The organism is Peptostreptococcaceae bacterium (assembly GCA_016649995.1).
Taxonomy (GTDB): domain Bacteria; phylum Bacillota; class Clostridia; order Peptostreptococcales; family BM714; genus BM714.
The window spans coordinates 1-12881 of sequence record JAENWJ010000046.1 but is presented as its reverse complement, the minus strand read 5'-3'; the positions used below and the strand labels follow the sequence as shown (position 1 = coordinate 12881).

Sequence of the window (12881 nt, the reverse complement as noted above, 5' to 3'; positions counted from 1 at the left end):
TATACAAGAGCCATAGTAGTACCTCCGTTCCACGTTATAATTATAACATGTTTCGGAAGGTTTTACAAGGATAATATGCTTGAAACAGCGTCAAATCAAGGGTTTACGACATTCCTCGTTATAATTTTTCGGGAATGCAGGAAGCAAAGCCCGGAGATAAAATCCGGGCTTTTGCTTAATCGGACAGAGGGACAGGCACCGTGTCCGAAATCAATCCATCTTGTTTGTTGTGCCAGACAATGTTATTATATAGCCGAGGTGGTATAATATGCCAAGAAAAGCTCGAAAAAGAAGTAACACGGGAATCTATCATATAATGATTAGAGGAATCAACAGACAGACAATATTCGAAGATGATGAAGATTACGTATACTTTATTAATGTTATGAAGCGTGCCAAGATTAAAGGAGAATTCAAGTTATTTGGCTATTGCGTAATGGGGAACCATGTTCATATATTAATGCAAGAGAAAGAAGAATCGGTTTCATTGTCTATGCAAAGGATATGCTCGAGTTTTGTGTATTGGTATAACTGGAAGTATGATAGATGCGGACATTTGTTTCAGGAAAGATATAAAAGCGAGACTGTTGAGAACGAGGCATATTTGTTGGCAGCATTAAGGTATATACACCAAAACCCTGTCAAAGCCGGCATTGTAGATAACTTAGACAGGTACAATTGGAGCAGTTATCATGATTACACCTATGAAAAAAGTGATTTGGACACAGAATTGATTTTGGGAATGTTTTCAAAAAATAAGCAATTTGCAATAAAAAAGATTAAGAGCTTTATGGAAGAGGCAAGCGATGAAGGATTCATAGAGTATAAAGAAAAACATAAACATAAAGTATCGGATCAAGAAATTATCGGCATTGTGAAAAGCACCTACGGAGTAGAAAATACTTCGGTGGATTTGCTTGAGAAAGATAAGAAAAATTTGATTTTAAGGTACCTGAAGACAATTGACGGTGTTTCAATAAGACAGATTGCTCGAGTAACTGGAGTGAAGAAAAATATTGTAGAGAGGGCATAGCGGACAGGTCCCTGTCCCCTTGTCCGAAGGAGGCAACAATGAAACAATACAGCGCATTTGATGTAATCGGTCCGGACATGATAGGGCCTTCGAGTTCCCATACTGCCGGGGCAAACCGCCTTGGAGCTATGGCCCGTAAGATTGCTCGGGGAGACATCAAAAAAGCAACCATTTATTTGCACGGCTCATTTGCAAAAACCTGTAAAGGACACGGAACCGACAGGGCCCTCGTTGCGGGGCTTCTTGGAATTTCGGCTTCCGATGAGCGCCTGAAGGACGCCCTCAAGATAGCTGATGAATCGGGTTTTCTATATGAATTTAGGAAGGCGGATTTAGGTGATGTTCATCCTAATACTGTGAAATTTACCATAGAGCAATCTAGTGGAAAGACTTTGGAAATAATGGGGGCTTCAATCGGCGGTGGGAATATCGAAATAACTGAAATTGACGGATTAAAACTTAAGCTGACCGGAGAATATCCCACTCTTATAACGCGTCACAGGGACTGTCCGGGTGTCATTTCAATGGTCACGGGAATTCTGGCGGATTTCGGAATAAACATCGCCTTCATGAGTGTTTATCGCCACAGCAAGGGCCAAGATGCATTTATGGTGATTGAGGCGGATGACAGCTTCGATGAGGGCATAGAGGCCACCTTGCGCAATGATGTTGATGGCGTAAAAGACGCCTATTCGATTATATTCACTGACGGGGAGGCGTAGTAATGGATTATGGATTTAGAAATGGAAAAGAACTCATAGATCTATGCCGTACCCATGAAAAGAATATGGGGCAAATCATGATTCTTAGGGAGATGGAAATCTCGGGAAGAAGCATGGAATATATTCGTGGCGAAATGAAGGAAAAGCTTGAAATCATGAGGGCCGCAGCGGAGAAGGGGATAGAAAATGAGATTAAATCCGTTGGAGGACTTATTGGTGGGGAGGCCCGTAAGCTCAATGATTGGAATAAGAAGGATAAAAGTATTTCCGGGACGGTTATGAATAAAGCCGTCGCGAGGGCACTTTCGGTAATGGAGGTAAATGCTTCAATGGGACATATAGTGGCTGCTCCTACGGCCGGATCATGCGGCATACTTCCCGGAGTTATAATAACGGCCGGTGAGACGCTTGAGTCGACAGAAGATGAACATATAGATGGATTGTTCGCTGCATCTGCCGTAGGTCTTTTGGTCATGCAGAACGCTACAGTTTCTGGAGCCGAGGGGGGTTGCCAGGCGGAGACGGGAACAGCTGCGGCCATGGCATCTGCCGGAGTGGTACAAATGGCCGGGGGGACGCCCGAGATGTCGCTTCATGCCGGCGCAATGACATTCAAGAATGTTATGGGGCTAATATGCGACCCTATAGCGGGCCTTGTCGAAAGCCCGTGCCAGAAGAGAAATGCCCTAGGAGTTGCAAATGCAATGGTTTCTGCAGACATGGCGCTATCTGGAATTGAAAGCCTCATTCCATTTGACGAGGTTGTCGAGGCAATGCTTAGAGTAGGAAAAGCATTGCCGGCTACTTTTCGTGAAACCGCGATGGGCGGGTTGGCGACCACTCCTACTGGGATAAAGATTTCAAAAGAACTGTATGCACCTAAAATATGATGAGACAAATAGAAAGGCAAAAGATGAGTTCCGAGATTCCGGAACTCATCTTTTTTTTTGAGGATTTTATGCAATGGATTTTCAATAATTATTTTATCGATACAAGAATAATTTTCCAAGGAGTGGCGTTTTCACGTCTATTGCCTCCTCGGGGCACATCTCTTGGCAGCAATAGCACCTAATGCATTTCTTGTAGTCGTAAACAGGCGGATTGCTTCGATCTCCGTCCTTGAATGCAAGAGCCTTTCCATCGACAGGGCATGCATCTACACAGACTCCGCAGCGGATGCAGTCCGATTCATTTATAAAGGGCTTGCGAAGAGCTAGACTTCTGAATATGGAAGCGATTGCTATGTTTTCAGCCTTTACAGGTCCCCTCGCTATGTCGAAGTCTTTTGATATGAATTCCTTAGGGTCGTCTCCGAGATATTCAATATCCTCCTCTTTCCATTTTCCAAGGCCATATGATTCTCCATAGGAAACCGTGGGAATCAGCGCGGGATTAAGATCCACCATTCGGCAGAATGTAGCGTCTATTGCAACTGGGTCGTCCGACATTATGATAACATTCATCTGTTTTGGATTTCCAGACCGTGGGCCGTTTCCTTCCATGGCTATGATTCCATCCATTATATGAAGACGCGGTTTGACAAGAAGATTCAAGTCAACCAGCATTTTTGAGAAGCTTATTGCATCCGGATATTTTACGTGCATGGCGCCTTTGTTTATTCCGTATACAAGTCCTAGCGAGTTTTTAACTGCTCCGGTGATTCTTGTCAATTGGTGAGCCTTCATTTTGCATAGATTGAGAATTCCATCGGATTTTTCAACTGCATGGGTCAGTTCGAATTGTTTCGTGAAATTCCCTTGTGGAAAGTCAACCGTTTCACCTCCGCTGAAATCTGCAAACGAAAGGCCGTAGCGGTCCGCAACTTCCTTCAGCCCTGAATTGGCGGCTACCTTTTCGGGGTTTCCAAATCCCGGAGAATCTCCGTATTTGATATTAAAACCTTCTTCTTTCATGATACGTACAACAGCCTCGAATACGGCGGGATGGGTGGTTACGCATTTGTCGGGCATGCTAGATGCCAATAGATTCGGTTTGATAAGTATTTTTTCCGATGAATCAAAGAAAACATTTAAACCACCAAGGAAATCGAGTCCCACCCTTACCTTTTCATAAACTACTTCCCTATCATAGGTTTCGCATCTAACTACAACAACTTTGGACATAATCTCTCCTTTCTTTACAAAATATTCAATGTATACACATATAATAGTCTAAAAAAAAGGATTTGACTATGATTGGAAAGAAACAAGAGTTGGAGAGAATAAACAGAGAGTTGCAGAACAATGCTTTTAATATAAGCAAAACATAAGCAAAACGGATATTGAGCGGAAAATTGACTGTAACAAAACATTAATATATAAATTTGCAGAATTAATAGTTAAATTATGAATTATGCATTAAAATAGAATTAAGTGTGATTAACATATCAGGTTATTCATACCCCCCTTATAGTCCTCGGCAGTTTGACCAACTGTCCGGGGACTATCTTATTTTCAAAATTGCTATTACAACGACCGAGGACGGAAATCTTATAGGAACACCATCGAACGGAAACATGGTTCTCGAAATTGAAGAATACTTTTCGACGGCTGACGCCGGAGCCAAGGAACGATTTCGGTTGACAGGGACGGAAACTGGAGATACACTCACTTTGACGGATATACGGGGACAGACTTTTTACCAGAAGGGGACGGCTGAGGGATTTAGGTGGGATTTCATTCAAACTTTATAAGAAACGCCAGAACACCAGTGACTTTAGTCGTGGGATGAATGGCACCATTTGTTGAAAAATGGTTTCACTTAGTTATTTTTTATTGAAAGAAAGGTGGATGACGAGCTATGAAACTGAGATTGCTGGAAAAAGAAAAGGCAATGGCATTTTTCGCCGGCCTTAAGGAAGGGGCTGAAGAAACCCTTAAGGACAAGGAAAAAACGAAAAAGATTGTCGCGGATGCCTTGGATAAGGCAAGAGAAACCAAGGGCCCCTTCGCGGAGCTTCTCGATGACATAATGCTGATGTTTTCTATGGCGGCCGACTACGTAAAGGGAAACTACCGCAATGTTCCAATCGGAACCATCGTAGTCATAATCGCCGGAGCCATATATTTGCTTACTCCTATTGATGTCATTCCGGATTTCATTCCTGTGGTAGGATACCTGGACGATGCATTCGTTTTGGGCATCGTAATAAAGCAAGCAAGGTCGGACTTGGAAAAGTACAGGATATGGAAGGCCGAGCAAAAGAAAATCCAATTATAGACATTAAAACACAAAGCGGCAAGTCTTCGCTTTAAAATGATGCCGTGCCGCGCTGCATTCCCACTGAGCTTGAGCGGGCCATTTCAAGGAGCCCGTAGGTGCGAATGTGCTCTATGAAGGATTCGATTTTCTTTTCCGAGCCTGTCACTTCAAGAATCATTGTATTTTGTGTCACATCGAGAACGGAGGCCTTGTAAATATCGGCCAGGTCTTTGATTTCGCGCCTGTGTTCAACCGTGGCGGAAACCTTTATAATCAGTATCTCGCGGATCAATGAGTCTTCGGGTAGAAGTTCTGCAACCTTTATCACGGGTATCTGCTTGTTGAGCTGTTTCATAATTTGTTCGGTCTGCCAGTCGTTAGCGGTCACTCCGATGGTCATTCTAGAAAATGCAGGATCATCTACGGTTCCAACGGAAAGCGAGTCGATGTTGTAGCCCCTCCGGCTGAAAAGGCCGGCAATGCGGGACAGAACTCCGGCGCGGTTTTCAACCAGTACCGACAATATTCGTTTTTTCATCTTAAAACCTCCTGACGGAATTGATTTTGGGGTCGATTCGGCAGTCTATCAGCCAGCTGTCCTGACCGCACAAAGACTGCTCGAGGATTTTGCCGAAGCTCTCCATGTTGTATGCATGGGCGCTTTTCAGTCCGTAAGCCTCTGCAATTTGAACGAAATCCGGTCCCTTTTTAAAATACACTCCGTGTCGGCAATCGACTCCGTAGGCATTGTCCTGAAGCTCCCTTACCATGCCCAGGTATTGGTTGTTAAGAAGAAGAATAACCACCTTTTCGCCGGATTCCGACAAGGTTCCAAGTTCTCCCAGACTCATCTGTATTCCGCCGTCTCCCATGACTGCGAAAACCTGTCTTTCCGGCGCGGCCATTTTGGCTCCGATAGCTGATGGAAGCCCATAGCCCATTGTTCCCAGACCGCCGGATGTCAAGAATCTGCGTTTCCCGGACATGGTGATATGGCGCGCCGCCCATATCTGGTTGAGACCGACGTCTGCAGTGAATATTGCGTCCGAGTCGGCCTTTTCGGAAACATGATGGAGAAGCACCGCCGGATCCAGCCTGTCCGGACTTGACTTCATAGGAACGACTGCTTCTGATGGGGTCCTTGAGGGCTTCCAATCCCATGTTTTGGTGAAATCCATGTGCTTGAGCATGTATATAAGCACGTCTCCGGCATCCCCGACAATGGGTATGTGCGTTTCTATGTTCTTTCCCACTTCAGCCGGGTCTATGTCTATATGCAGTATGATTTTTTCGCGTTCGAATATGTGCCCTCCGGCCGTGGCTCTGTCTGAAATCCTCGCTCCGATTATAATAAGCAGGTCTGATTCCTTGAGGGCCTGCTTGGCCCTGAGATGTCCGTGAGAGCCGATCATTCCCATCACGTTTGGAAGGTCCATATCCACAGCGCCGTTGCCCATGAGTGTATGCACAACGGGAATGCCCGTCTTCTGAAGAAAGATGTTAAGCGGCGTCCGGGAACCCGAACATAGGATTCCGCCCCCCGCGCAAATGAGAGGCCTTTCGCTTTTTTCAAGGGCGGCGATGGCCGCTTTTATCTGTTTTCTGTTGCCTTTAAAGACCGGTTTGTACCCCCGTATGTTTATAGAGGGGTCATTTTCTGCTTGGACATCTTCCTTTTGAACATCAACAGGTATGTCAACGAGTACGGGTCCCGGCCTTCCGGTTGATGCTATGTGGAAGGCCTCATTCATGATTCTGGGAAGGTCCGCCGCGTCCTGAACAAGGTACGTGTGCTTTGTGAAGGGCTCCGATGCCCCTGCAATGTCGGCCTCCTGAAAAGCGTCCGTTCCGATTCTGTCCCTTTGTACCTGACCCGTTATGACTACAAGGGGCACAGAATCCGCCTGCGCCGTAGCGATGCCTGTTATTATATTGGTTGCCCCAGGGCCGGAAGTGACAATGCAGACGCCGGGCTTTCCGGTCATGCGGGCATATCCGCTGGCAGCGTGGGCGGCTCCCTGTTCTGTGCGGGTCAGAACATGCGTCAGGGATGAATTTCTCAGGGCTTCATAAAGAGGCAAAACGGCTCCTCCCGGATGCCCAAAGACCCTGTCGACACCGTGCTTTTCAATTGATCCGATAATAATCTTCGCGCCTTCCATGTCTGCTCCTCCTTGAAGTTTTAAATACTATTAAACTATGTTAAGACCGGAATGTCAATAAAAATTTCTGAAAATACGCATTTATCGATCAATTCAGAAAAAACTCGTTTTTTTTAATTATTTTGTTGACAAGCTGTGGATATGTTGATATCATAAACAACAATATATCGAAAACATAAAACGCGATGACAGAGAGCGTTATTCGGAAATAAATCTATAGAGAGTCGGCGTGTGGTGGAAGCCGATGGTTTATCCGGAAGACTACTCACTCTGGAGCGGCCGCCCTGAAAATGTAGGGGCGTGATGATTGGCCTCATTATCGGCCGGTGCATTAAAACGCTCAGAAGAGGCTTGCACTTGAAACGTTATTTTCGTTTTTTGCGAGTAAAAAAGGTGGTACCGCGGGTAATAGACTCGTCCTTTAATTAGGATGGGTCTTTTTGTATTCAAAAATAAGGAGGATATAGACATGGCGCAAAGAATAAGCATATTTGATACGACACTCAGGGATGGTGAACAGGCACCGGGATTCAGCATGGATCTAGGTGAAAAACTGCAGGTAGCAAGGCAGCTTGAGCGCCTCGGAGTAGATGTAATGGAGGCGGGCTTCGCGATAGCCTCGGAGGGGGACTTTGAAGCGGTTAAGGCCATTGCGGGAACAATAAAGAATTCAAGCGTGGCTTCTCTTGCCAGAACAACTAAAAAGGATATCGATGCCGCATGGGAAGCTATAAAAGGCGCCGAGGCGCCAAGGATACATACATTCATTGCCACGAGCGAAATACACATGAAATACAAGCTCAAGATGGAGCCCCTCGATGTAATGGAGAGGGCGGAGGCAATGGTGAAGTATGCGGCAAAGCGATGCCCGGATATAGAGTTTTCAGCGGAGGATGCAACAAGGAGCAACCCCATTTTCCTGGCCAAGATATTCGACAAGGTCATAAGCGCCGGGGCTACTGTAATAAATGTTCCGGACACCGTTGGATACGCAATGCCGGAGGAGTTCTTTTCTTTCATAGAGACAATACGCAAGAACATGAAATATGATCACAAGGCTCAGTGGTCCGTACACTGCCATAACGATCTGGGCCTGGCAGTGGCAAACACTCTGGCAGCTGCCAAGGCTGGGGTCACACAATTCGAATGCACTGTAAACGGAATAGGGGAGAGGGCTGGAAATGCCGCCCTCGAAGAGATAATAATGGCAAGCAAAGTAAAAGAATCCATTCTGGATATCACGACAAACATAGATACAAGGCAGATTGCACGCACCAGCAGGCTGGTAAGCAGCATAACCGGGGTAGCGGTTCAGCCAAACAAGTCCGTAGTTGGCAAGAACGCATTCGCTCACGAGTCGGGAATCCACCAACACGGAATGCTTAGCAATTCCCTCACATACGAAATAATGACGCCTGAATCTGTAGGCTTCGAGAAGACTAATCTTGTGCTTGGAAAACACTCCGGGAAACATGCATTCAGGGACCGCCTCACGGAGATGGGAATCGAAATGGACGACAGCGAAATGGAGAATGTATTCATTTCCTTCAAGGCCCTGGCCGACAAGAAGAAGATAGTCGAGAGGGACGACATAGATGCTCTCATAAACAAGCAAAGGTTCCGCCAAGATGAAAGATTCTCGCTCAAGGGATTCACCGTTCAGCGGGGCTTTGAACGCTTCTCCAAGGCGGAGGTTACCATAGAGAACGCAAGCGGTATAAACAAGGAAATAGGTGAAGGCGACGGACCGGTTGATGCGGCATTCAACGCAATAGAGCGCATGACGGGAATAAGAGCCACACTCAAAAGCTTCAATGTAACAGCCGTAACACAAGGGAAGGATGCCCAGGGCCTCGCCGACATAGTTGTAGAGGCCGGCGGCAAGAACTACAAGGGCCGCGGACTTTCAACCGACATTGTAGAGGCGAGCATCTTGGCTTATATAAGTGCAATTAACAGGATAGACATGGCGGACAAGAAAATGGCTAGGGAGGCATAACAATGGGAATGACAATGACACAGAAGATTTTGGCAAGGCATGCCGGGATGGAGCATATCGAGGCGGGAGAGTTTATAGAGGCCAGCCTTGACGGGGTGCTTGGAAACGACATAACAACCCCGGTGGCAATTAACATACTCGAGGAAAGAAACATCGAAAAAATCGAGGCCGCAGACAAAACAATACTGGTTATGGATCATTTCATACCGAACAAGGACATTAAGTCTGCAATGAACTGCCAAATGGTTAGAAACTTTGCTGCGTCCCGGAAAATAGATAAATATTACGATGTAGGAGACATGGGCATAGAGCACTGCCTGCTTCCGGAGAAGGGGCTCGTTGTTTCGGGGGATGCCATTATAGGGGCAGACTCGCACACCTGCACATACGGCGCCCTTGGGGCCTTCTCGACCGGTGTAGGGTCTACCGACATGGCAGCGGCAATGGCTACAGGGAAAGCGTGGTTCAGGGTTCCTGAAGCCATACGCTTCGAGCTCAAGGGAGAGCTGCCAAAGTACGTTTCGGGAAAGGATGTAATCCTTAGCATCATAGGAGACATAGGAGTAGACGGGGCGCTCTACCAATCCATGGAATTCGGTGGAGAGGGAATGAAAAGCCTATCCATGGCGGACCGATTTACAATAGCAAACATGGCAATCGAAGCCGGGGCAAAGAATGGAATATTCGAGGTTGACGAAGCAACCATGGCCTACCAGAATGGAAGGGGAAATAAAACCCCGGAAACCTATAAGGCAGATAAAGACGCCGTCTACGCAAGGACCATAGAAATTGACCTTGGAAAAGTGGAGCCCGTAGTTGCGTTTCCGCATCTTCCATCAAACATAAAACGTTTCGGAGAGTTCGATGAAATAGTTCTAGACCAAGTAGTAATAGGCAGCTGCACTAACGGACGCCTCGATGACCTAAGGAAGGCGGCAAACATAATGAAGGGCAAAAAAGCGGCAAAGGGCACAAGAACAATAATAATTCCGGGAACGCAGCAAATATACCTCGATGCCCTAAGAGAAGGAATAATAGAAATATTCATAGAGGCCAGAGCAATAGTTAGCACCCCAACCTGCGGACCCTGCCTTGGGGGATACATGGGCGTACTCGCAAAGGGAGAGCGGGCGCTCTCTACCACCAACAGAAATTTTGTGGGACGCATGGGCCATCCCGAATCCGAGGTCTACCTTTCAAACCCCGAGGTTGCAGCGGCATCGGCTATAACGGGAAGAATATCCCACCCCGAGGAGGTAATGAAATGAGCAAAGGAAAAGCCCATGTCTACGGGAACAATGTGGACACAGATGTAATAATACCGGCCAGGTATCTTGGAGCCTCAAAGGCCGATGAGCTTGCGGCCCACTGCATGGAGGACATAGACAAGGAATTCAAGAAGCGAGTGGAGCAGGGAGATGTGATAATTGCAGGGCTAAACTTCGGATGCGGTTCATCACGGGAGCACGCCCCAATGGCCATAAAGGCAAGCGGCATTTCATGCGTAGTGGCTTCGTCGTACTCTCGCATATTCTTCCGCAACGCGTTTAACATAGGCCTTCCCATATTCGTATGCGCAGAGGCCGGGGAATCTGCCGAAACAGGGGATGAAATAAGCGTGGACCTCGAGAGCGGAATAATAATAAATGAAACAAGAAACGAGACATACAGGGCTCAGGCCATTCCACCATTTATGATGGACATGATAAAGAAGGGCGGCCTCATGGCGAAGATTGCCGGAGAAAAGGAGGACAAGAGATGAAGCGAATAGCAGTTCTCCCTGGAGACGGAATAGGGCCTGAGGTGACAGAAGCGGCCGTAAAGGCAATCAAAAAAGCGGCCGTCAAGTATAATATTGATATATCGCTGGAATACGGAAAAATCGGCGGAATTGCCATAGATGAAACAGGCAGTCCCTTCCCGGAGACGACAGAGGCCCTTTGCCAAAGGGCCGATGCAATACTCCTCGGGGCAGTAGGGGGAGAAAAGTGGAACGACCTTCCGAGCGAGAAACGTCCCGAAAGTGGTCTCCTTTCAATGAGAAAGAAAGTTGGAACCTTCGCAAACCTTAGGCCAGCATCCATAATGCCAGGAATGGAAGGCGCCTCTCCTCTGGCTCCGAGGATTATAGGAGATGGATTCGACATACTTTTTGTCAGGGAGCTGACAGGCGGAATCTATTTTGGGGAAAAGGGCGTTTCTCTCAGCGATGACTCACACATCGCATGGGACAAAATGAGCTATTCGGAAATGGAAATAAAAAGGATAGCCCGCATGGCTTTCGAAGAGGCCTTCAAGCGCCGCAAGAACCTTGTCAGCGTTGACAAGGCAAACGTCCTCAAAAGTTCGAGGCTCTGGAGGCAAACGGTAGAAAACATGTCCAAAGAGTACCCGTCGGTGAAGCTGCGCCACATGTATGTGGACAACGCCGCAATGCAGCTTGTAATAAACCCGAGGCAGTTTGACGTAATACTGGCGCCAAACATGTTTGGGGACATACTCTCCGACGAGGCCGCCGCAATAACAGGCTCCATAGGCCTTTTGGCTTCTGCAAGCCTGCGCGCAGACGGAAAGGGCATATACGAGCCTATACACGGATCCGCGCCGGACATTGCAGGAAAAGACATTGCAAACCCCATAGCGGCCATACTTTCTGCCGCCATGCTTCTAAGGCATGCATTCGGAGAGGAAAAGGCCGCGTCGTCCATAGAGGCGGCCGTATATAAGGTTCTAAAGGAAGGCAAAAGAACTCTGGATATTGCCCGGGAAAACGAAATTCCGATAGGGACTATGGAAATGACCAAAGAAATAATCACACGAATGTAAAAAAACCAGTCTATGGAATATACTTTCCGTGGACTGGTTTCAACTTTAAGACAACGGTTTATTTTCTTCCAAAATTTAATAGTGAGGGAATAAGAGAAAGGAAGGGAAAGTGAACACCTGCACAATAAGGCTCAAGTATTCTACATGAGGAAAGTAAATCGAGGTGATGATATGAATTATCATGAGCTAATGGATAGTATTATTAAAGAAAATAAATGAGGTCTACGACTTCCCGAATCTAGCTATTTTTGTGATAATATTATTGTATAAATTAAATATGCAAAGGGAGAGGATTAAATGGAAAAGTTTGACGAAATGATGAGAAATTTTGATCTGGACTATTTTGGCAACGGAAGGCACAAAATGCCATTCGACAAGGCCATAGCACTGCAAAGGAGCGGGGAGGCCTTCATTCTCGATGTTCGAACAAGACCTGAGAACGAATTGATATTCTTTGGTTTCGCAACCAACATACCAACCAATGAAATACCCGACCGCCTTGACGAAATACCCATGGACAAGACCGTTGCCATCTTCTGCACATCAGGAAACAGGGCGACAATTGTCTATGCATATCTGCTTAATAAAGGATATAAAGACGTTAAGGTAATCGCAAATAGCATTTCGGATATTGCAGGAACCTTCAAGCCGGGATATGTTCTTTCAAATTACGGAGCCCATGACAAAGACGGAAGTGGAGATGCTTCCAAATGAACAACGCCGCAGTAATGAGCATAATAATACTCATTATATGCGAAAAATAGATCTGTATGCCCCACGCTTTCGAGCGTGGGGTTTTTCTATGTGTGCCCGGCATGGGCACAATCTATAGGGTGAAAGTCCCGAACGCCGAAGGTGACGTAGGCGTTAGCCAAGAGCAAGGGTGTCGTGGGTGACTGCGAATCTGAAGGAAGCTTGATGAGCAAATTTCCGGTCTG

The 12881-nt window shown here is 46.5% G+C and carries 13 protein-coding genes and 1 other annotated feature; of the genes, 10 read left to right on the top strand and 3 right to left on the bottom strand.

The genetic code is table 11. The features are described 5' to 3' along the window. Positions 1-268 precede the first annotated feature (268 nt). The 3 genes from JJE29_07545 to sdaAA are packed head-to-tail and all read left to right on the top strand — an operon-like array spanning position 269 to position 2645. Entirely contained in the window at positions 269-1033 is a 765-nt protein-coding gene (locus JJE29_07545; GenBank protein ID MBK5252467.1) for a transposase, read from the top strand. Positions 1034-1071: 38 nt separating this feature from the next. Further along, on the top strand, positions 1072-1755 hold the full coding sequence (sdaAB, locus tag JJE29_07540) for an L-serine ammonia-lyase, iron-sulfur-dependent subunit beta (GenBank protein ID MBK5252466.1): 684 nt from the start codon (positions 1072-1074) through the stop codon (positions 1753-1755). Positions 1756-1757: 2 nt separating this feature from the next. Then, positions 1758-2645, top strand: a complete 888-nt coding sequence (sdaAA, locus tag JJE29_07535) for an L-serine ammonia-lyase, iron-sulfur-dependent, subunit alpha (protein ID MBK5252465.1) — start codon at positions 1758-1760, stop codon at positions 2643-2645. 93 nt (positions 2646-2738) lie between these two features. On the opposite strand, the gene JJE29_07530 is transcribed toward sdaAA, so the two are convergent. Further along, positions 2739-3878, bottom strand: coding sequence for a DUF362 domain-containing protein (locus tag JJE29_07530; protein MBK5252464.1), 1140 nt, complete (start codon positions 3876-3878; stop codon positions 2739-2741). Positions 3879-4129: 251 nt separating this feature from the next. On the opposite strand from JJE29_07530, the gene JJE29_07525 reads away from it, so the two are divergent. Then, complete coding sequence (locus tag JJE29_07525) at positions 4130-4447, top strand: hypothetical protein (protein ID MBK5252463.1); 318 nt, start codon at positions 4130-4132, stop codon at positions 4445-4447. A 107-nt stretch (positions 4448-4554) separates the two neighbouring features. After that, positions 4555-4974 carry a DUF1232 domain-containing protein gene (locus tag JJE29_07520; protein MBK5252462.1) on the top strand — a complete coding sequence of 140 codons (420 nt, stop codon included), beginning with the start codon at positions 4555-4557 and terminating at the stop codon, positions 4972-4974. A gap of 31 nt (positions 4975-5005) precedes the next feature. Here JJE29_07520 and ilvN read toward each other — a convergent pair whose 3' ends face one another. Further along, the gene (gene ilvN / locus JJE29_07515; GenBank protein ID MBK5252461.1) at positions 5006-5494 is read right to left on the bottom strand and encodes an acetolactate synthase small subunit; all 489 of its coding nucleotides are present in this window, start codon (positions 5492-5494) and stop codon (positions 5006-5008) included. 1 nt (position 5495) lies between these two features. Continuing rightward, positions 5496-7118, bottom strand: a complete 1623-nt coding sequence (ilvB, locus tag JJE29_07510) for a biosynthetic-type acetolactate synthase large subunit (protein ID MBK5252460.1) — start codon at positions 7116-7118, stop codon at positions 5496-5498. 176 nt (positions 7119-7294) lie between these two features. Next, positions 7295-7543: a binding site (T-box leader), on the top strand. A 44-nt stretch (positions 7544-7587) separates the two neighbouring features. Between ilvB and JJE29_07505 the strand changes: the two genes are divergently transcribed. The 5 genes from JJE29_07505 (at position 7588) to JJE29_07485 (ending at position 12657) form a co-directional block, all read left to right on the top strand. Then, entirely contained in the window at positions 7588-9117 is a 1530-nt protein-coding gene (locus tag JJE29_07505) for a 2-isopropylmalate synthase (protein MBK5252459.1), read from the top strand. Continuing rightward, positions 9114-10385 (top strand): 3-isopropylmalate dehydratase large subunit, encoded by a 1272-nt coding sequence (gene leuC, locus JJE29_07500; protein MBK5252458.1) that lies wholly within the window; start codon positions 9114-9116, stop codon positions 10383-10385. Before JJE29_07505 ends, leuC begins: the two co-directional genes overlap by 4 nt. Continuing rightward, the gene (locus tag JJE29_07495; protein ID MBK5252457.1) at positions 10382-10879 is read left to right on the top strand and encodes a 3-isopropylmalate dehydratase small subunit; all 498 of its coding nucleotides are present in this window, start codon (positions 10382-10384) and stop codon (positions 10877-10879) included. The genes leuC and JJE29_07495 overlap by 4 nt, the downstream gene beginning before the upstream one ends. After that, entirely contained in the window at positions 10876-11943 is a 1068-nt protein-coding gene (gene leuB, locus JJE29_07490; protein MBK5252456.1) for a 3-isopropylmalate dehydrogenase, read from the top strand. The genes JJE29_07495 and leuB overlap by 4 nt, the downstream gene beginning before the upstream one ends. A gap of 297 nt (positions 11944-12240) precedes the next feature. After that, on the top strand, positions 12241-12657 hold the full coding sequence (locus tag JJE29_07485) for a rhodanese-like domain-containing protein (GenBank protein ID MBK5252455.1): 417 nt from the start codon (positions 12241-12243) through the stop codon (positions 12655-12657). Positions 12658-12881 lie beyond the last annotated feature (224 nt).